The sequence below is a fragment of the Paenimyroides viscosum genome, assembly GCF_003858535.1.
GTDB lineage: Bacteria > Bacteroidota > Bacteroidia > Flavobacteriales > Flavobacteriaceae > Flavobacterium > Flavobacterium viscosum.
Map to the genome: position 1 here is coordinate 112,967 of NZ_RQTJ01000007.1, position 17,916 is coordinate 130,882.

At 31.9% G+C, this 17,916-nt stretch carries 26 protein-coding genes; 6 read left to right on the forward strand and 20 right to left on the reverse strand.

What is annotated here, in order from left to right:
• Positions 1–9: 9 nt before the first annotated feature.
• From EG242_RS04955 to EG242_RS05030, 16 genes are all read right to left on the reverse strand, one after another.
• Entirely contained in the window at positions 10–1,023 is a 1,014-nt protein-coding gene (locus EG242_RS04955) for a type I phosphomannose isomerase catalytic subunit (protein ID WP_235831870.1), read from the reverse strand.
• A 69-nt stretch (positions 1,024–1,092) separates the two neighbouring features.
• Entirely contained in the window at positions 1,093–1,503 is a 411-nt protein-coding gene (locus EG242_RS04960) for a 6-pyruvoyl trahydropterin synthase family protein (protein ID WP_124898798.1), read from the reverse strand.
• A 3-nt stretch (positions 1,504–1,506) separates the two neighbouring features.
• Positions 1,507–2,034 carry an isopentenyl-diphosphate Delta-isomerase gene (gene idi, locus EG242_RS04965; protein WP_124898828.1) on the reverse strand — a complete coding sequence of 176 codons (528 nt, stop codon included), beginning with the start codon at positions 2,032–2,034 and terminating at the stop codon, positions 1,507–1,509.
• A 97-nt stretch (positions 2,035–2,131) separates the two neighbouring features.
• Positions 2,132–3,436 (reverse strand): T9SS type A sorting domain-containing protein, encoded by a 1,305-nt coding sequence (locus EG242_RS04970; protein WP_124898799.1) that lies wholly within the window; start codon positions 3,434–3,436, stop codon positions 2,132–2,134.
• A gap of 76 nt (positions 3,437–3,512) precedes the next feature.
• Positions 3,513–3,830 carry a DUF721 domain-containing protein gene (locus EG242_RS04975; RefSeq protein WP_124898800.1) on the reverse strand — a complete coding sequence of 106 codons (318 nt, stop codon included), beginning with the start codon at positions 3,828–3,830 and terminating at the stop codon, positions 3,513–3,515.
• Positions 3,823–4,245, reverse strand: coding sequence for a hypothetical protein (locus tag EG242_RS04980; protein WP_124898801.1), 423 nt, complete (start codon positions 4,243–4,245; stop codon positions 3,823–3,825). Before EG242_RS04980 ends, EG242_RS04975 begins: the two co-directional genes overlap by 8 nt.
• A complete protein-coding gene (gene ftsY, locus EG242_RS04985) occupies positions 4,245–5,198 on the reverse strand; it encodes a signal recognition particle-docking protein FtsY (RefSeq protein WP_124898802.1) in 954 nt (317 codons plus the stop codon). The genes EG242_RS04980 and ftsY overlap by 1 nt, the downstream gene beginning before the upstream one ends.
• Positions 5,199–5,324: 126 nt before the next feature.
• Positions 5,325–5,477, reverse strand: coding sequence for a DUF4295 domain-containing protein (locus EG242_RS04990; protein WP_124898803.1), 153 nt, complete (start codon positions 5,475–5,477; stop codon positions 5,325–5,327).
• A gap of 11 nt (positions 5,478–5,488) precedes the next feature.
• Positions 5,489–5,677: a 50S ribosomal protein L33 gene (rpmG, locus tag EG242_RS04995; RefSeq protein ID WP_091521250.1), complete on the reverse strand. Its 189-nt coding sequence runs from the start codon at positions 5,675–5,677 to the stop codon at positions 5,489–5,491.
• A 28-nt stretch (positions 5,678–5,705) separates the two neighbouring features.
• Positions 5,706–5,942, reverse strand: coding sequence for a 50S ribosomal protein L28 (gene rpmB, locus EG242_RS05000; RefSeq protein WP_124898804.1), 237 nt, complete (start codon positions 5,940–5,942; stop codon positions 5,706–5,708).
• A 60-nt stretch (positions 5,943–6,002) separates the two neighbouring features.
• Positions 6,003–7,256, reverse strand: a complete 1,254-nt coding sequence (locus tag EG242_RS05005) for a CinA family nicotinamide mononucleotide deamidase-related protein (protein WP_124898805.1) — start codon at positions 7,254–7,256, stop codon at positions 6,003–6,005.
• Complete coding sequence (locus EG242_RS05010; RefSeq protein WP_124898806.1) at positions 7,256–7,867, reverse strand: fumarylacetoacetate hydrolase family protein; 612 nt, start codon at positions 7,865–7,867, stop codon at positions 7,256–7,258. Before EG242_RS05010 ends, EG242_RS05005 begins: the two co-directional genes overlap by 1 nt.
• 18 nt (positions 7,868–7,885) lie before the next feature.
• The gene (locus EG242_RS05015) at positions 7,886–8,206 is read right to left on the reverse strand and encodes a type II toxin-antitoxin system RelE/ParE family toxin (protein WP_124898807.1); all 321 of its coding nucleotides are present in this window, start codon (positions 8,204–8,206) and stop codon (positions 7,886–7,888) included.
• Positions 8,194–8,403 (reverse strand): hypothetical protein, encoded by a 210-nt coding sequence (locus EG242_RS05020; RefSeq protein ID WP_124898808.1) that lies wholly within the window; start codon positions 8,401–8,403, stop codon positions 8,194–8,196. The genes EG242_RS05015 and EG242_RS05020 overlap by 13 nt, the downstream gene beginning before the upstream one ends.
• 38 nt (positions 8,404–8,441) lie before the next feature.
• A complete protein-coding gene (locus tag EG242_RS05025; protein ID WP_124898809.1) occupies positions 8,442–9,215 on the reverse strand; it encodes a 3'-5' exonuclease in 774 nt (257 codons plus the stop codon).
• Positions 9,216–9,283: 68 nt separating this feature from the next.
• On the reverse strand, positions 9,284–10,855 hold the full coding sequence (locus EG242_RS05030) for an NAD(P)/FAD-dependent oxidoreductase (RefSeq protein ID WP_124898810.1): 1,572 nt from the start codon (positions 10,853–10,855) through the stop codon (positions 9,284–9,286).
• Positions 10,856–10,944: 89 nt separating this feature from the next.
• Here EG242_RS05030 and EG242_RS05035 point away from each other — a divergent pair, with 89 nt between their 5' ends.
• Complete coding sequence (locus EG242_RS05035; protein WP_124898811.1) at positions 10,945–11,190, forward strand: hypothetical protein; 246 nt, start codon at positions 10,945–10,947, stop codon at positions 11,188–11,190.
• A gap of 48 nt (positions 11,191–11,238) precedes the next feature.
• On the opposite strand, the gene EG242_RS05040 is transcribed toward EG242_RS05035, so the two are convergent.
• Complete coding sequence (locus EG242_RS05040) at positions 11,239–11,688, reverse strand: hypothetical protein (protein ID WP_124898812.1); 450 nt, start codon at positions 11,686–11,688, stop codon at positions 11,239–11,241.
• 402 nt (positions 11,689–12,090) lie between these two features.
• Between EG242_RS05040 and EG242_RS05045 the strand changes: the two genes are divergently transcribed.
• Complete coding sequence (locus EG242_RS05045) at positions 12,091–13,233, forward strand: DEAD/DEAH box helicase (protein ID WP_124898813.1); 1,143 nt, start codon at positions 12,091–12,093, stop codon at positions 13,231–13,233.
• Between the two features lie 54 nt (positions 13,234–13,287).
• Here the strand turns inward: EG242_RS05045 and EG242_RS05050 are convergent, their stop codons facing one another.
• The 3 genes from EG242_RS05050 to EG242_RS05060 all read right to left on the reverse strand — a co-directional run bounded on the left by EG242_RS05050 (position 13,288) and on the right by EG242_RS05060 (position 15,667).
• Entirely contained in the window at positions 13,288–14,337 is a 1,050-nt protein-coding gene (locus tag EG242_RS05050; RefSeq protein ID WP_124898814.1) for a hypothetical protein, read from the reverse strand.
• A gap of 5 nt (positions 14,338–14,342) precedes the next feature.
• The gene (locus EG242_RS15030; protein ID WP_124898815.1) at positions 14,343–14,531 is read right to left on the reverse strand and encodes a hypothetical protein; all 189 of its coding nucleotides are present in this window, start codon (positions 14,529–14,531) and stop codon (positions 14,343–14,345) included.
• Positions 14,532–14,596: 65 nt separating this feature from the next.
• Positions 14,597–15,667 (reverse strand): branched-chain amino acid aminotransferase, encoded by a 1,071-nt coding sequence (locus tag EG242_RS05060; RefSeq protein WP_124898816.1) that lies wholly within the window; start codon positions 15,665–15,667, stop codon positions 14,597–14,599.
• Positions 15,668–15,877: 210 nt separating this feature from the next.
• On the opposite strand from EG242_RS05060, the gene EG242_RS05065 reads away from it, so the two are divergent.
• From EG242_RS05065 to EG242_RS05080, 4 genes are read left to right on the forward strand one after another with little or no spacing between them, the layout of a single operon-like run.
• Complete coding sequence (locus EG242_RS05065) at positions 15,878–16,396, forward strand: DUF4920 domain-containing protein (RefSeq protein ID WP_124898817.1); 519 nt, start codon at positions 15,878–15,880, stop codon at positions 16,394–16,396.
• Positions 16,396–16,851, forward strand: coding sequence for a hypothetical protein (locus EG242_RS05070; RefSeq protein WP_124898818.1), 456 nt, complete (start codon positions 16,396–16,398; stop codon positions 16,849–16,851). The genes EG242_RS05065 and EG242_RS05070 overlap by 1 nt, the downstream gene beginning before the upstream one ends.
• On the forward strand, positions 16,852–17,508 hold the full coding sequence (gene mnmD / locus EG242_RS05075) for a tRNA (5-methylaminomethyl-2-thiouridine)(34)-methyltransferase MnmD (protein ID WP_124898819.1): 657 nt from the start codon (positions 16,852–16,854) through the stop codon (positions 17,506–17,508).
• 52 nt (positions 17,509–17,560) lie between these two features.
• Positions 17,561–17,749, forward strand: a complete 189-nt coding sequence (locus tag EG242_RS05080; RefSeq protein ID WP_124898820.1) for a hypothetical protein — start codon at positions 17,561–17,563, stop codon at positions 17,747–17,749.
• The last annotated feature ends 167 nt before the right edge of the window (positions 17,750–17,916 follow it).

Sequence of the window (17,916 nt, forward strand, 5' to 3'; positions counted from 1 at the left end):
ATGTAATAATTATAATTTATTAATAAATACTTCTAATAAGGTTGCATTTCCACTTAATGTAAATGTGGTTAATTGTGCGGGTATTAAAATTGTTTCGCCTTGTTTTATTTCAAAACTTGTACTATCTACAATTAACTGTGCATTTCCTTCTGTGCAAATATACACCAAAAAACAATCACTGTTTTTAGATATTTGATAAGTGGATGCTAACGAAATAATATTTGTTGTAAAATAGGGACAATCTACTAATTTAACAGATTGATTTTCTTGCTTTACATATTCTATTTTTGGATCTTTTTTATTGTAATCTATTGCATCTAACGCTAAATCTACGTGAAGCTCACGTTCGTTCCCGTTGTCGTCTACCCTATCCCAATCGTACACACGATAAGTAATATCTGATGTTTGTTGAATTTCTGCAAGTAAAATTCCGCCACCAATTGCATGAATGGTTCCGGTTTCTATAAAAAACACATCTCCTTTTTTTACATAATATTCTTGTAAAACGCTTGGTAAGGTTTTATTCTTTAAATGGTCTAAATATTCTTCGGGAGAACTATCTTTTTTAAATCCTAAAATAATTCGAGCATTATCATCGGCTTGCATTACATACCACATTTCGGTTTTTCCAAAAGAATTGTGACGTTTTTTTGCTAATTCATCGTTAGGATGTAATTGAATAGACAAATCTGTTTTTGCATCTAAAAATTTAAATAATAAGGGAAATTGTTTACCGTATTTTTGATAAACTTTTGTTCCCAATATTTCGTTTGGATACAAATCAATCAATTCTGCTAACGATTTTTCTTTATAAATACCGTTAGTAACAATATTTATATCGGTATCAATCATAGAAATCTCCCAGCTTTCACCAATATTATCTTTAGAAAGTTCTTTTCCTAACGACTGCAATTTGTTACCACCCCAAATTCGCTCTTTTAAAATAGGCTTAAAATGAATTGGATAACTTTTAAAAGCGGTAGTATTTGACTGATTATTTATATGTTCTTTAATAGGATTCAATTTTAAATGCGTTCACTTAAATTAAGTTGGCAAGGTACAAATTTTATTAAAATGATTTTTCTAAAATTATCATAAACCACCATACTTAACGAAATTTCTTGGCGTTTCGTACAAAGTAATATCCAGATCTAATTTTAACGGAAGGCGTTTACGTAGTTTGTTCCAAATTACATACGCAATATGTTCTGCAGTTGGGTTCAATTCTTTAAATTCGGGCACATCTAAATTTAAATTTTTATGATCAAAAGGCACTTCTACTTCTTCGTAAATTATATCGCTTAAATCTTTTATATCAATTACATAACCTGTTTCTGGATTTACCGTTCCAGTAACTTCTACAATTAATTCGTAGTTATGACCGTGAAAATTTGGGTTGTTGCATTTACCAAAAATCTTTTGGTTTTTTTCATCAGACCAATCTTTTCGATATAAGCGATGTGCGGCATTAAAATGTGCTTTTCTACAAACGGTAACTCTCATAAACTAAATTTTCTGTGCTTCTAGATGATGATAAAACTTATCGAAAATAATTTTAAACCATTCGGTATATACTTCGGGTTGTTTCTGCATATCGGTTTTTATGGCTTCAATACTCATCCATTTCCAGCTTTCAACTTCTTCTTTGTTTATTGCAGGATCATCGTTAAAATAACCAACCATAACATGATCAAATTCATGTTCTGTTAAACCATTATCAAACGGAGCTTTATAAATAAACGAAAACAGTTCTTTTAATTCAACTACAAAACCCATTTCTTCTTGTAAACGACGTTTCCCTGCACTGATGTTATTTTCGCCGTTACGCTGGTGACTGCAACAAGTGTTTGTCCACAATAAAGGCGAATGGTATTTATCTGCCGCACGTTGTTGTAACATCACTTCATTTTTATCGTTTAAAATAAAAACAGAAAAAGCCCGGTGTAACAAAGCTTCTTTATGGGCTTGTAATTTGGGCATTAAACCAATTTGTTCGTCGTTTTGGTTTACTAAAATTACTTGTTCTTCGGTTATCATATCGTATTATAAGCAAATATCAAATTTACTACAATTAATACGAATAAAAAACACCCTTTGTGTAAAGGGTGCTTTAGCTTTATGAAATTTTATGTTATTTTACTATAATACGACTTGTGTTAACTTCGCCACCATAAGTTGAAACTATTAAATATACACCTGTTGTAGCAAATTTTGTATTAAACATATAACTGTTTGTGTTGTTAACTTCTTGCTTTTCTATTAATCTACCTTCTAACGTAAATACATGGATGTTTAAATTTGTAGGTTTATCAAAGGTATACGCCACATTCACTGTTTCGTTTAGGTTTGCTGGGTTTGGATACGCATTGACTTTAGAATTTATTACAACTTCTGGTTTTGAATTTTCTTTTGCTTTTGTTGTGTATCCAACAGAAAAAGTATCATAACCATTTCCATCAGCATCAAATAAAACGTTTTCAAAAACTAACTGATTTCCTTCTACTTTACCAAGAACTTTTATTACATGATCATTTGTAAATGAAGTTGCTGTTTGATTGATTAAAAGTTCGTACGTTCCGGTTGATTTTAATGTAGAACCTAAATTAATTTTTAAAGTTGTTAAATTAGATTTGTTGTTTGTTTGAACCATCCATGATGAATCTAAAACTTCGTAATCATTAGATTGCACAAATCTTGTATTTTCATTGTTAGATCCTAAAAACAAATATTCGTTGTTGTTAAAATCGTTTGTTTTAATTTCAACACGCTTATCTACAGAATTAATAGTTTCGGTTTTGTTTAAACCAAAATAATCGCTTCTACCTACCCCAGTAATATTGCTATTATACTGTGCGTTTAAGTTGTTATTCCAAATTTGTTTTCCGTTTGCATCTACATAATTTGCATGATTGATTAACGAAATTCCGTATTTTACTGATAAATATGTTTGAATTTGTTGATGATCTAATTCTGTAAATTTATCATTTACGTAGATTACTTCGTACACATTGGTTAAATCATTTGGAGCATCGGCAACGGCAACGTAATTTTTATCGCCATTTGCGTGCGGATATTCAAAACCATATTTCACTATAGCACCGGTTTTACGTTTTTGTTCCACCAATGCGGCATCGTGATAATTAATATTGTGCGTTGTTACTGTATGTTGCGCACAAGTAAATGTAAAGCTTAGCAAGTCTTTCTCTACAGCATCTTCTGACTTGAAAACCAAATAAAAATTAGACGCACCTTCACCAATTGTAGCTGTTAATGCCTGATTATTCGTTTGATTTGCTGAAGTAGTTTTATTGACTACTTTTTTTACATTTTGTGTTTTACTTGGCTGTGCCCAAAATGTTGTTCTGTTCTGAAATGTTTGAGCAAAAGCGGTTACCGAAGTAAATAAAACTGCTGCTAAAAGTATTTTTCTTTTCATAATCTTTTGTATTTTAATCGAATATACAAAATAAAATGAAATATAAATAAAAAAAAACTCATAGAAATTTATGAGTTTATCTTAAAATTATTTTCTTAATGATTTCTTTGCCTAAATCTTCATTTATCATGGAAATGATTTTATCCAAACCATAACTTAATTCTTCGCGTAATACGTTTGATGATAATGAAACAAAAAGTGTATCTTTTCTTAATTCTACTTGTTGGGTATATGTTGCAATTCCTGGTCCAAGAAGTTTTATCCAGGCTTCGCGAACATTGAGTTTATCTATACCTTTTTCTAAATTGTATCCAGCAATCATTTTCCCCAAAACATCTTGTATCGATGATTCTTCGCGCAAGCGTTTGTAAGGATTAAACTTTTTATTATTCATTTACTACAATGGGTGTAAATCGTTTATAGGTGTATTTTATATCGTTATCGTTAATAATTACCAATTCGTCTTTTGATAGTTTATCAACTTTTTCTGTCCATTTTGCGTAATCTGTAGCGTATTTTAAATACGTTGCATTGGCAGAATCAACTACCGTAAAATGTTCTTTTATACCGTTTGTTTGGTTTTTTCCATTGAACTGTGGCACCACTTTAGAACGTGTTCCTTTTAAATCTTTCAATTCAAAAAAATCAACATTATTGTTCGATTGAAATTCTTTGTTATCACCATCTGCGGTTTTAACTTCGCTAATTTCCCAATAACCGTTTAAATTTTTTAATTCTTCAGCAGAAATTGGTTTTGAACATGAAACCAATAGCGCACTAAAAGCAAATAAGCCTAAAATATTTTTCATTATTTAAAGAATGAATCTACGAATTCGTATTTATTAAAAACCTGTAAATCTTCGATCCCTTCACCTACTCCAATGTATTTAACCGGAATTTGAAATTGATCTGAAATACCAATTACCACACCACCTTTTGCTGTGCCATCTAACTTTGTTACAGCCAATGATGAAACTTCTGTTGCTGCGGTAAATTGTTTAGCCTGTTCAAAAGCATTTTGACCGGTAGATCCATCTAAAACCAACATCACATCATGCGGTGCATCGCCAATAACCTTTTGCATTACACGTTTTACCTTGGTTAGCTCGTTCATTAAATTTACTTTGTTGTGCAAACGACCGGCAGTATCAATAATAACCACATCGGCATTTTGTGCAACTGCAGATTCTAATGTATCAAAAGCAACCGAAGCAGGATCGGATCCCATTTGCTGTTTCACGATTGGCACCTGAACACGATCTGCCCAAATCTGCAATTGATCTATAGCGGCTGCACGAAACGTATCTGCCGCACCTAAAACCACGTTATGACCGGCTTTTTTAAACTGATACGCCAATTTACCAATAGTTGTTGTTTTACCAACACCATTTACACCGACAACCATAATTACGTATGGTTTTTTGTCTTTAGGAACATCGAATTCTGTAGCTTCGCCCGATTTTGTTTCAGAAAGTAATCCTGAAATTTCTTCGCGCAAAATTTTGTTCAGTTCATCGGTTCCCAAATATTTATCTTCAGCTACACGTTTTTCAATACGGTCGATAATCTTCAACGTGGTATTTACACCTACGTCTGAGGTGATTAAGATATCTTCCAGATTATCTAAAACATCGTCGTCTACTTTTGATTTTCCCGCAACGGCTTTTGACAGTTTATCAAAAAAAGATTCTTTTGACTTTTCAAGCCCTTTATCAAGTGTTTCTTTCTTTTCTGATGAAAATAAACGCTTAAAAAAACTCATATTCTACAATTTTTAAGTAACAAATATACTGATATTAATCTTAGAATTTCTGATAAATATCATTCCCTCTAAAATAAAAAAAGCTACCTAATAATTAGATAGCTTTAATGCTTTTTTGTTGAATGATTATTTTTGTTTTAAAAATTCATCAACTAATTCAGGAGCCATAACTGACTCAACGAATGTGTAAGCGCCTGTTTTTGGAGACTTAACCATTTTAATAGCTTTGGTTAATTTCTTTGAACCTCCTTGTAATGTTGCTACGGTTTTCTTTGCCATGACTAACTAAATTATTTAATTTCTTTATGAACTGTTACTTTCTTTAAGATAGGATTGAATTTTTTGATTTCCATTCTATCTGGAGTATTTTTCTTGTTTTTTGTAGTAATGTAACGTGAAGTACCTGGTAATCCAGTTGCTTTATGCTCAGTACATTCTAAAATTACTTGAATTCTATTTCCTTTTGCTTTCTTTGCCATCTTGATAAAATTTTAATGGTGAACTGAATTACTTTAATAATCCGTTTGCTTTAGCTTCTTTTAAAACTGCTGCAATACCTTTTTTGTTAATTGTTTTTAATGCAGATGTAGATACTTTTAAAGTTACCCATCTGTCTTCTTCAACTATGTAGAAACGTTTCTTAACTAAGTTAACAGAAAATTTTCTCTTAGTTTTGTTCATAGCGTGTGATACGTTGTTTCCAACCATCGCGCGCTTTCCTGTAATTTGACAAACTCTTGACATTATTTCTTACTTTTAAAATCAGTGTGCAAAATAACAACTTAAATTTTATTAAAACAAATGTTATTGTTTATTTTTTAAATATTTATACAGAATTAACCATACTTTTTCTACCGCTGCTTGTATTACCTTATTTCTTGGCTGTCCAAAATTAAAAGTAAACGAATCTACCTGATCATTATAAGCAAATGCCATACAAACGGTTCCCACTTCTGCATCGCCATCGCCTTTTAACGGACCTGCATTTCCAGTTGTTGAGATCGCTAAATCTGCCTGATAAATTCTTTTTGCACCAACAGCCATTTCGCGTGCAACCTCTTCGCTTACTACACTAAATGTATCAATAGTTTGCTGTTGAACACCTAAAATATTTACTTTAGATTCGGTTGCATAGGTTACGGCACTTCCTTTAAAATATCCGGAAGAACCTTCTAACGATGTTAATTTTTGAGCGATGCTTCCACCTGTACAACTTTCGGCAATTGCAATTGTTAAGTCGCTTTGTTTCAACAGAAGAACAACTTCATTAAACAACGAATCGGCATTTGTTATTCCTATAAAAAATTCAGGAATCATCAATTGTAATTCTGCAATCTTACCGATGATCTCAGCTTCAATTTCATCAACAGAACTTCCAGTTTTGCTTAATCGCAAACGCACCAATCCAAATTGAGGTAAATAAGCCAAATGAATGTTTAAAAGCCGTAAACTATCTTCCCACTGCTCTATTTTTTCTGCCAGTAAACTTTCGCCAATTCCGACAGTTAAAACGGTTTTATGAACGATTGCTTCTAACTTAAACTGCTCTTTTATATAAGGTAGCAATTTTTCGGCAACTAAATATTTCATTTCGTAAGGCACACCCGGTAACGAAACAAAAGTTGTTTGTTCTTTTACCATTAACATTCCCGGAGCTGTACCAACTGCATTAAACAAAACGGTGCATTTAGACGGAACATACGCCTGCTGTCTGTTCATTTCGGTAATTGGTCGGTTGTAATAACCTTCGATTAACTTTTTAACATGCAGAAAAACCTCATCATTAAATATCAGTTCGTCGTTAAAATAATGCGCCAGCGTTTTTTTGGTAACATCATCTTTTGTTGGACCCAATCCGCCAGTAAGAATAACCAGATCAACCTGATTTTGATACCGTTTTATTGTATTGGTAATGGCTTCAATTGTATCAGAAATTGCTACTTTTTCTACAACGGTACAACCGATCGCTTCTAATTCCTGACCTATAAAAACACTGTTAGTATCGATCACCTGTCCAATTAACAGCTCATCGCCTATTGTTACAATTACCGCTTTCATTACAAAACTTTAAAGCCAAACATTTTTTTATCTTCTAAGAAACCTTCCAACACATCGCCACTGTTCACTTTTGATACGCCGCTTGGTGTTCCCGTAAAAATAATATCGCCTATTTTCAATGTAAAAAACTGTGAGATGTACGAAATTAATTCATCAATTTGCCACAACATATCTTGCGTGTTTCCGTTTTGAACAACCTCATCGTTTTTCATTAATTGAAAAGATATATTCTGAAGATTTTCAAACTGTTCTTTATCAACAAATTCACCTATAACCGTTGCGCCATCGAATCCTTTGGCAATTTCCCAAGGCAAGCCTTTTTCTTTTAGCTTAGATTGAACGTCACGTGCAGTAAAATCGACTCCTAAACCAATTTGATTGTAATATTTATGTGCAAATTTTGGACTGATACTTTTACCAACCTTACAAATTTTCACCAAAACTTCTACTTCATGATGTACATCGTTTGAAAAATCGGGAATTACAAACGGAAACGTTTTCAACAAAACCGATGTATCTGGCTTCATAAAAAGTACTGGTTCTGTTGGTTTTTGGTTAGAAAGTTCATTGATATGATCAATATAATTTCTGCCTACGCAAATAATTTTCATTTACTTATTTGAAATTTATTATTTATTTTTTGATGGATTTTGTCTTGTGTCAAAAATTCTAATTACATAAATTGCTTTTCTACCTTTTCGATAAGTAATTTTATAGTGACTTGTTACAAGCTTTCTGTATTCATACTTTAAGTGTGTAAATTCTTCATCTACAGAACCTATTTCAGTAAAATCAACAGTTGAATTTTCTAGAATCTCTAACTCTTTAAAAATATCATCGATAATTTCTCTTGATTTAGAAACACTATAAAGATTATCATTAAACATTCTGATACTTTGCAAATCTTTTATTGATCGAGATGTTAATTCTACTCTTATTACGGATTCCATTTTTTCATTATTTCTTTAGCTTCTTCTAAAGTAAAAGTCTGTCCGTTTTTAATATCCTTCTCCCCTTCTGCAATCATTTTATCTTTATCTCTTTGCAGCATGTACGCTTTTGCCATTTCATAAAATATTTTTATGAATTTGTCATCACCGTCATCTATATAATTTTTCAGTTCTTTTTTTAATTCAATAGTACTCATAATTATCTGCTTTTATTCATAAAGATACAACTTATGTATTAAAACTTATTGGTTAGTTTTCGCAACTTAATTCCTGTGAGCACTTTTTTAGTATACAAAGGAAAATCGGCATTTTGAATCCAACCAAAATAACCTGGTTCGCGATCTAAAACATCGTTTACCAAAGCACCTTTATGTTTACCGAATGTAAAAATTTCTTCTCCATCATCATTCAAAGCGATAAATCCAGCAAAATCAACAGATTTTTTTCGAGTAGTAAATACTGAAAGTGCTTTCATATCGTTTTCTAGATCTTCGTAACGATCTAACTGCGCCTTTAAAATTTCGTAAGTAGCTTCGGTATCGGCAGCTGCAGAATGCGCATTTTCTAACGACTGATTGCAATAAAACTTTAACGCTGCACTTAACGTACGCTCTTCTTTTTTATGGAAGATTGTTTGCACATCAACAGAAACTCGATTTTTCATATCAAAATCAACTTCAGCACGTAATAATTCTTCTGCCAATAAAGGAATATCAAATCGGTCTGAATTGTATCCAGCCAAATCGGCATCTTTAATCATGTTGTAAACCTGACCTGCCAGTTCTTTAAAAGTTGGCTCGTTAGCTACTTTTTCATTGGTAATTCCGTGAACAGCCGTGGCATGCGCAGGAATTGAAACCGTTGGGTTTACCAGCCATGTTTTACTTTCTTTGTTTCCGTTTGGAAAAATTTTTAATATCGATATTTCTACAATTCTATCTCTTGCTACATCTATTCCCGTTGTTTCTAAATCGAAAAAACAAATTGGGCGCGTTAATTTTAATTCCATTATTTTTTTGTTTAAGGTTTAATGTTTCAAGTTAAAATCAATCATCTTAAAACATTTACTTTATTTCTTTAATTTCTATAACCAAAAATCTGTTCGGCACATTTAATGGCACATTTTTCTCCGTCAATTGCTGCAGAAATAATTCCGCCTGCATAACCTGCACCTTCGCCACAAGGATACAAGCCTTTAATTTGAAGATGTTCCAACGTATCGTCGTTTCTTGGGATACGAACCGGCGATGAAGTTCTACTTTCCGGTGCATGCAAAATAGCATCGTTTGTAAAATAACCTTTCATACTTTTACCGAATTCCTGAAAACCCTGACGCATGATTCCGGTAAGAAAACTAGGAAAAACATCACCTAATTCTGAAGAAACAACTCCGGGAACATACGATGTTTTAGGTAACGATTCGGAAACTTTTTTGTTTGAAAAATCTACCATTCGTTGCGCTGGAACTTCCTGCGTTTTACCTGCAACCTTCCATGCGGTGTTTTCTATTTCTTTCTGAAAATACATTCCTGCCAATGCTCCGTGTTTTTCATACGGTTTAAAATCTTCTAACTTTAATTCTACTACAATACCGGAATTTGCTGTTGCCTGATCGCGTTTTGATGGCGACCAACCATTGGTAACAACTTCTTCAACATCGGTAGCACAGGGCGCAATAACACCACCCGGACACATGCAAAACGAGTACATACCGCGACCATTAACTTGTTTTACGATGGAATATGGTGCGGGCGGAAGAAAATCGCCACGGAAATCGCATGAATACTGAATGCTATCTATTAAAGACTGTGGATGTTCTGCGCGAACGCCCAATGCAAAAGGCTTTGCTTCTATAAAAATATTTTTTCTATCTAACAATTCAAAAATATCTCGAGCCGAATGTCCCGTTGCCAAAATCACCTGATTTGCCTCAATGGTTTCGCCTGTATGCAACACCGCGCCTTTTATTTCGTTGCCTTTCACATCAAAATCAACTACGCGTTTATCAAACAAAACCTCGCCACCAAATTCGGTAATTTTATGACGCATATCTTCCATAATTTTCGGCAGTTTGTTAGTACCGATATGCGGATGTGCTTCAACCAAAATATCTTGCGATGCACCAAAAGCAACCAAAAGTTCTAAAATACGGTTTACATCGCCTCGTTTTTTTGATCGCGTGTATAACTTTCCGTCTGAATAGGTTCCGGCTCCACCTTCGCCAAAACAGTAATTAGAATCAGGGTTTACAATATGATCTACATTAATTGCCTTTAAATCTCTACGGCGACCGCGAACATCTTTTCCACGTTCAACAACAATAGGTTTTACGCCTAATTCTATCAACTGCAAAGCTGCAAAATATCCTGCTGGTCCTGCTCCAACTACAATTGCTACGGGTGCATTTCTCACATTTTTATAATCAGGAAAAGAAACCGGTCTGTGGTGTACATCTTCTCCTTGAAAGAAAACCTGAACTTTAAGATTGATTTTCACCTGTTTCTGTCGGGCATCGATCGATCTTTTTAAAATGGTAACATGCTGAATTTCGTTTGAAGGCGTGTGTGTTAATTTGGCAACATAATCTACCAACAAATGATTTGTAGCTGCAATTTCCGGAAGGACTTGTAATTGTATTTCTTGAGGCATTTTGTTATAAAGCAAATTTGAAAGTACAAAAATACATTAATTATAGATTTGTTTAAAAGGATGTTTTAAATTTACTGAAATTTGACAAAATGGAACGACAGATAAAATTAATCTGGGATTTTAGAGGTCCCGATGCTTTAAAAACAGCCGAACATCAGGAAATTCATTTGAAAGAATTTATTTTAATTGAACAATTACCTATTTCAATTTCGGGTTTTCAGCAAATGAATGAGTTTCATTCGATTGCTTTTATTGTAGTGAACGACGAGTTGATGCGAAAATTGCGCGATGTTTTAAAACCGCATCGTGGAGAATTGTATAGTGATATTGCATAAAAAAGCTGTCTAATTTTATAAGACAGCTTTTGTATACTATAATTAAGGTTATAAATTTGTAGGATTGCTGTGAGCTGCCTTAAGAACAATATCTTCTTGTTGATTTTCATTCTCTTGCGTCTGTTTGTTAAACTCTTCTTTTAATTCTGTTGTAGAGTTATTTTGAACCGCATCTTTTGAAGATGATTGTGGGGTATCATTTTTTAATTCAGATAATTTTTTCTCTAACATCGCAATCAGATCTTCCGTTTTATCAGCAGTTTTATCTAAAATTGAATTTAAACGTGCTTCAAAACTTTCCTCTTTAGAAGAAATAAATCCTTTTAACTTATTTTTTAAATCTTCTTTTGATGAACTTAGCACATCTGAACCCGATTTTAGTTTATTTAAAACTTTATCTGTTACTTTAGCCCCTTTTTCAGTGGTAAATAACACACCAACTGCTGCACCAGCCGTAGCGCCTGCTACAATAGCTCCTAGTTTAATTAAATGTCTCATAAATAGTTACAATTTTATTATACATTAAACATCAATTCCTTTTGATACACTTTTAGTTAAACAAAAATTAATCCGTAGCAGCCTACAATAAATATAAAAGATTTGTCTTTACATTAAATATATTGTAAACAATGGCTTTAGTAATTAATACCGTTTAAATTATTTAGTATCATGAAAAATTATTTAAAATAATCTGTGAATTTACTATACACTTAGAGTAATTAATATACACAAACAACCTTAAAACAGTGTGAGCAATTACATAAAAATTCATTGATTTTATTTTTTTATTGATATTATTAAGACTAAGCATTAACTACGGAAATCTTTATGAATTTTATCTTTTTAAAAAACGTACTTTTGTAAAAATTGTACTAACGGTGTACTTATTTAATCTTATTTATGACTTTTGAATCTTTAGGAATATCAAAACAATTAGTTGAAACGTTGCATTCTAACGGTATTACAAACCCTTTCCCTATTCAACAAAAAGCAATACCTGTAATTTTAGAAGGTAAAAACTTATTAGGAATTGCTCCTACAGGTTCAGGTAAAACAGCAGGTTTTGTGCTTCCAATACTTGAAAACAGACAACAATTAAACTATAAAAATTCAAGAAATATTCCGGTTTTAATTGTAGTTCCTACCAGAGAATTAGCTATACAAATAGAATCATTTATCAAACTTTGTTCACCTGAGTTAAAAAGACCTATAAAATCTATGGCGGTTTATGGCGGTGTTGCTATAAACCCCCAAATGAAGAATATGATAGGAACCGAACTATTAATTGCAACACCAGGCCGTTTACTTGATTTATTAGAACAAAATGCACTGTCGTTAGATTTATTAGAAACACTGATTATTGACGAAGCAGACAAAATGTTTCAATTAGGTTTTGAAGATGAATTACAGGCAATATTAAAGACAATTCCTAAAAATTGCCAGCATATCTTGTTTTCTGCTACATTAAATGACAAAGTAGAAACAATTAAGCAAACACTAACTGTTAATTTTGAAACAGTTGAAGTTGAAAAAATATTGGAAGTAGCAGATCCAATAGATCAAATAGCTTATTATGTTACACCAGAGCGTAAAGGTCCGTTTTTAAGATACCTATTAAAAACGCAAGTTACATCGCAAGCGCTTATATTTGTTTCATCTACAAGAACTGCTGATAATCTTAGCGTTAAACTTGCTAAAAACGGCATAAAAACAGCAACCTTACATAGTAAAAAAACGCAGGGTGCTCGTAACCAAGCGTTAACCGATTTTAAAAGCGGTGCTGTACAGGTTTTAATTACAACCGATATATTATCAAGAGGTATTCATATTGACATGCTGCCGGTGGTTATTAATTACGAATTACCGCGATCACCTTTAGATTATGTACACCGGATTGGAAGAACTGGTAGAGCTAACGAAACCGGACAAGCCATAACTTTGCTTACACTAGAAGATATGCATCATTTTAAAATCATTCAAAAGAAAATGAAACATCGTGTAGAAGTACTGCCAACAGATGAAATTGATGTAAAGAATATGTAAAATATTGTATTGAACTAAAAAAGCTTCCTTATCCGGAAGCTTTTTTAGTTTGATTTATCTTGATACAGACAAAGTATCTGTTATAAGTGTATCAACAATTGGAACAACCGTTTCGTTTACTGGAATTATAAACTCTGTAACCCATTCATTTGTTTTTTGAGTGGTTAAAATAGAAGTTTTATAAATTGCTATTGGTTTAATATCTGCTCGTTGCGTTAAGTTCTTAGTTAAAATTTCTTTTTTAACTTCTGTCCAAGCTTTATCACTGTGAATATAATCGCCCGTTAAAATGGTTTTATATCCATGAAAAGCAGGCATTTTTTCACAAACAATATCACTTCCTTCAGCTGTACTAAAAAAGTTTTTAATTGGCATACATACAGAATAACGCACATTTCCAGACAACATGTTAATATTTTCAAACACTGTAAACGGAGAGCCGTATGGTTCTAATTCAAAATTTTTGGCGAAGTTGTTCATGTGTTCCATGCTCTGAAAAATTTTATCTCCCAAATTTTCAATGTCTGATTCTATGGTTTGTTTTATATAAAACATTTCAGGTATCAGGGTCATCCCCTCATTTTTAATACTGAAATTTTTAAGACTCTCGGTAATGTTTTTATCGATGTTTGTTAATCCTTCTAAAAAAAGTGGAGCAATTACTTTATCTGGGGTACCTTGAAAAAATAATTTGAATTTCTCACTAAAAGATAAATTCCCTTTAACATTCCAATGAATAGTTGTTTTGCCATTGTTTTCATTAAAAAACACTTTGGTATCATAATCGTTACCCGAAACATTTATTTTTAAGAAAACGGTATCGTTGGGAATTGATTTTGTAATGTAAGCTTCATTTCCATCCCACGTAACCTTAGCATCTTTTCCTTTGTAAATAGAATCAAGTTTAAAAGTATTGTTATTATTCCAAGGATTCCAATCACCAAAATTTTGTAAATTATCAACATATCTAAATAATCTTTGATTAGATAATTCTGTGTTTTTACTTACATTAATTTCATAATTACTTTTACCCGTTGCTATATACACCGTAAAAAAAACCATTGCAAGTGCTGCAATAATAATAATGTATTTAATAATTTTCATAAAAATTAATCTTTTAAAATGATTTTAATAACAAAAAGAAGCGCTATAAATAATAAAAAAGTAAGTAATACCCATAAACTGCCTTTATAATAAGTTTTATGCATTTTTAAATCTTTGCGATACATGATAATCATTATTATTACAAAAACAATTACAAATAATAGTGCAAAAACAATCTGTCCCTGTGAAAACATACTTTTTTTATACAAATATAACCAAATTAGTGCATAAAAAAAGCTTGCAAACGCAAGCTTTATCATTATATTTTAACGGTCCAATTAAAAGGATCGTCTGCTAATTTATTTTGTAGTTTTGTTAAAGCATTTTTAAGCTGTAATGCGTAAGAATCTTCATCTGCCATTTCTGGTAACTGATAGTAATTATCTTTGTAAGCAAAACCTTCAATTTGGTTTACAACTGCAGCAGTACCTGCTCCAAAAATTTCTTTTAAAGAACCGTTTTTAGCTGCTTCTAAAATAGTCTCAACTTTTACAGGCTCAATTTTAATATCGTAACCTAAAGATTCTCCTAATTCAATTAAGCTTTTACGTGTCACACCATCTAAAATACGATCAGAAGTTGGCGCTGTAAATAAAGTATCGTTAATTCTAAAGAAAACATTCATTGTACCAGCTTCTTCCAGATGTGTATGGTTAGAATCGGTCCAGATTACCTGATTGAAACCAGCTTCCTGAGCCAATTTTGTTGGATAAAACTGTGCTGAATAATTACCGGCAGCTTTTGCAGCGCCAATACCACCATTTGCGGCACGACTGTAATAATCGGCAATTTGAACTTTAATTTTCCCTGCGTAATAAGATTTTGCCGGTGATAATAAAATACAGAACAAAAATTCGTTAGAAGGGCTTGCAATTACACCACTTTCTGTAGCAATCATAAACGGACGTATATATAAAGAATTACCTAAACCTTTACGAACCCAATCTTTTTCAACCTTAATTAATTCTTTTAGTCCGCCAATGAATCTTGTTTCATCGATAGCAGGCATTGCTAAACGAATAGCCGATTTATTAAAACGCTCAAAATTCTGATCCGGTCTAAACATCCAAATATCATCATTTTCTTCTTTGTAGGTTTTCATACCTTCAAATATTGCCTGTCCGTAATGAAAAACTCTAGCAGAAGGATCTAACGTAATTGGTGCATAAGGTTTAATTTCCAAAGTACCCCAACTACCGTTTTTATATTCGCAAACTAACATGTGGTCTGTAAATTTATCGCCAAACTTCACATTTTCAAAATCAAAAGTATCGATTTTTGAAGTAGCTACTTTAGTTAGTTTTAAGGTGTTTAAAATGTCTAAATCCATTTTTATTTTTACTCTTTAAAATTGTTTTGTTGTTTTGAACTTTACAAATTTAGAAAAAAAAATTCGTTATAAACGGGTAATATTATGTAATTTATAACAAAACACCTTAATTGTTTAAAATTCTCTAAATAATTAAAATAAACCGATTTAAACTAATTACGCAATAGTTTATAATAGTATTTTTATATTTGTAAAAATTTATTTTGAATTATGAAAAAAATAGTATTTGTTTTCGCAGTAGCTTCTTCAATGATTGCCTGCAATAAAAAAGAAACGACAGCTATAGATAAAGTTGAAAACACGGCTGAAACCGAAGTAAGTTATCAAGTTTTTGGTGATAGTATCACTAAAGACAACGCAATTACTAAAGAAGAAATGTTGGTCAAATACGAAAGTATGAAACCAACCGATACTTTAGATGTTAAATTCATATCGGAAATTAAAACAACTTGTAAGAAAAAAGGTTGTTGGATGACTTTGAATTTAGCTAATGAAAAAGAAGCTTTTATAAAGTTTAAAGATTACGCATTTTTTGTACCAAAAGAAGGCGCAGAAAACCATACTGCCATTGTTTCGGGTAAAGCTTTTATCGAAGAAACATCGGTAGATCAGTTAAAGCATGAAGCTAAAGATGCTGGTAAAACGCAAGCTGAAATCGATCAAATTACACAACCATCTAAAAACTATCGTTTCATGGCAGACGGTGTTTTAATTGCAGCAGCTAAATAATGAAGAAATTACTGTTAATTGTTTTAACCGTAGCTTTTGCTAGTAGTTGTCAGCAAAAAAACGACAACAATGTAAAAAATGAAGCTGTATCTGTCAAAGATAGTGTTGGCGACGCTAAATTTCAAATGTACGAAATGTCTGAAATGGCGGCTTTAATGGAACAAATGTATGCTTACAACACCCAACTTAAAGAACGTATTACAACGAATCAGGATTTAGGCAGTTACCCTGAAGCTTTTAATAAGCTACACACAGCTGTTTTAACTGAAGCTTCAGATCGTGATCCATTTTTTAACGATCAGGCAATAAAATTTATCGAAGCTCAAAAAATGATTTATACTGATCCTATTCAAGCAAAAGACAATTTCAATAAAATGGTGAACCAATGTTTAGAATGTCATGCTAAAAAATGTGGCGGACCCATTCCAAGAATTAAAAAACTGATTATTCCATAAATGAATCGTGAAATTATAGTTACCGAAGACGGCTCACACTCTTTATTTGTTAAAGATATGGGTGAAACTTTTCATTCTAAACACGGAGCCGTTCAGGAATCTGCACACGTTTATATTAAAAATGGTATTGCGTTGATTAATAAAGAAACCATTAATGTGTTAGAATATGGTTTTGGCACCGGATTAAACGCTTTGCTTACTTTGGAATTTGCGGTTAAAAACTATAAAAAAATTGTTTACGAAAGTATAGAAGCCTATCCGCTTACAAAAAGTGAATTTAAGTTACTGAATTACAATGATTTTGTAAAAACACCGGTTTCGCTTCAAAAATTACACGAAATTCCGGTTGATATAAACGAAATGGTAACCGAACAGTTTAGTCTGCTGAAACATTTCTGTAAGATTGAAGATTTCAACACATGTAATAAATTCGATATTGTTTATTTTGATGTTTTCGGATTTGATTATCAAAGTGAGTTATGGTCACAAGAAATTTTACAGAAATCTTATGATTTTTTAAATGCTAACGGAATTTTTGTAACCTACGCTTGTAAAGGATTAATTAACCGCAGGTTGAAAGAAATTGGTTTTACGGTTCATAAAACCGCCGGACCACCAGGTAAACGTGAGATGGTTATTGCTGTTAAAAAAATCTAAATTTTTTATAAAATTAATTGCTTTTAGTTATATTTATATAAAATTACATATTATGACAGAACAATTAAATCACACCATAAAAATTTTAGAAAAAGTAAGTTTTAGTAAAGACTTATTTTTAAAAGAGATTACCAAAGCTATTGAATTTTTACTTCCGTTTGAAATTGATAAATTAAAAGAATGGATTGCAGATTTTACAAAAAACAAAAGCGATTTAGAAGATATTTTAGTGATTTTATAAAACAACAAAGGATGGAGTAATTTCCATCCTTTATTTATTAGTACTACCCGTAGTGCATTATAGAAAAAGTTGCTCAAAAGATTAAAAATCAGTATATTGTATTAACTATCAAATAAATACAATTATGAGCAACTTAGAAGCAAGTTACAAATTAATTTTAAAAGAAC

Excerpts from the sequence above, each read along its gene's own strand:
- EG242_RS04960 (WP_124898798.1), bottom strand. The coding sequence starts at position 1,503 with ATGAGAGTTACCGTTTGTAGAAAAGCACATTTTAATGCCGCACATCGC.
- EG242_RS04970 (WP_124898799.1), bottom strand. The coding sequence starts at position 3,436 with ATGAAAAGAAAAATACTTTTAGCAGCAGTTTTATTTACTTCGGTAACC.
- EG242_RS04975 (WP_124898800.1), bottom strand. The coding sequence starts at position 3,830 with ATGAATAATAAAAAGTTTAATCCTTACAAACGCTTGCGCGAAGAATCA.
- EG242_RS04980 (WP_124898801.1), bottom strand. The coding sequence starts at position 4,245 with ATGAAAAATATTTTAGGCTTATTTGCTTTTAGTGCGCTATTGGTTTCA.
- ftsY (WP_124898802.1), bottom strand. The coding sequence starts at position 5,198 with ATGAGTTTTTTTAAGCGTTTATTTTCATCAGAAAAGAAAGAAACACTT.
- EG242_RS04990 (WP_124898803.1), bottom strand. The coding sequence starts at position 5,477 with ATGGCAAAGAAAACCGTAGCAACATTACAAGGAGGTTCAAAGAAATTA.
- rpmG (WP_091521250.1), bottom strand. The coding sequence starts at position 5,677 with ATGGCAAAGAAAGCAAAAGGAAATAGAATTCAAGTAATTTTAGAATGT.
- rpmB (WP_124898804.1), bottom strand. The coding sequence starts at position 5,942 with ATGTCAAGAGTTTGTCAAATTACAGGAAAGCGCGCGATGGTTGGAAAC.
- EG242_RS05005 (WP_124898805.1), bottom strand. The coding sequence starts at position 7,256 with ATGAAAGCGGTAATTGTAACAATAGGCGATGAGCTGTTAATTGGACAG.
- EG242_RS05010 (WP_124898806.1), bottom strand. The coding sequence starts at position 7,867 with ATGAAAATTATTTGCGTAGGCAGAAATTATATTGATCATATCAATGAA.
- EG242_RS05015 (WP_124898807.1), bottom strand. The coding sequence starts at position 8,206 with ATGGAATCCGTAATAAGAGTAGAATTAACATCTCGATCAATAAAAGAT.
- EG242_RS05020 (WP_124898808.1), bottom strand. The coding sequence starts at position 8,403 with ATGAGTACTATTGAATTAAAAAAAGAACTGAAAAATTATATAGATGAC.
- EG242_RS05025 (WP_124898809.1), bottom strand. The coding sequence starts at position 9,215 with ATGGAATTAAAATTAACGCGCCCAATTTGTTTTTTCGATTTAGAAACA.
- EG242_RS05030 (WP_124898810.1), bottom strand. The coding sequence starts at position 10,855 with ATGCCTCAAGAAATACAATTACAAGTCCTTCCGGAAATTGCAGCTACA.
- EG242_RS05035 (WP_124898811.1), top strand. The coding sequence starts at position 10,945 with ATGGAACGACAGATAAAATTAATCTGGGATTTTAGAGGTCCCGATGCT.
- EG242_RS05040 (WP_124898812.1), bottom strand. The coding sequence starts at position 11,688 with ATGAGACATTTAATTAAACTAGGAGCTATTGTAGCAGGCGCTACGGCT.
- EG242_RS05045 (WP_124898813.1), top strand. The coding sequence starts at position 12,091 with ATGACTTTTGAATCTTTAGGAATATCAAAACAATTAGTTGAAACGTTG.
- EG242_RS05050 (WP_124898814.1), bottom strand. The coding sequence starts at position 14,337 with ATGAAAATTATTAAATACATTATTATTATTGCAGCACTTGCAATGGTT.
- EG242_RS15030 (WP_124898815.1), bottom strand. The coding sequence starts at position 14,531 with ATGTTTTCACAGGGACAGATTGTTTTTGCACTATTATTTGTAATTGTT.
- EG242_RS05060 (WP_124898816.1), bottom strand. The coding sequence starts at position 15,667 with ATGGATTTAGACATTTTAAACACCTTAAAACTAACTAAAGTAGCTACT.
- EG242_RS05065 (WP_124898817.1), top strand. The coding sequence starts at position 15,878 with ATGAAAAAAATAGTATTTGTTTTCGCAGTAGCTTCTTCAATGATTGCC.
- EG242_RS05070 (WP_124898818.1), top strand. The coding sequence starts at position 16,396 with ATGAAGAAATTACTGTTAATTGTTTTAACCGTAGCTTTTGCTAGTAGT.
- mnmD (WP_124898819.1), top strand. The coding sequence starts at position 16,852 with ATGAATCGTGAAATTATAGTTACCGAAGACGGCTCACACTCTTTATTT.
- EG242_RS05080 (WP_124898820.1), top strand. The coding sequence starts at position 17,561 with ATGACAGAACAATTAAATCACACCATAAAAATTTTAGAAAAAGTAAGT.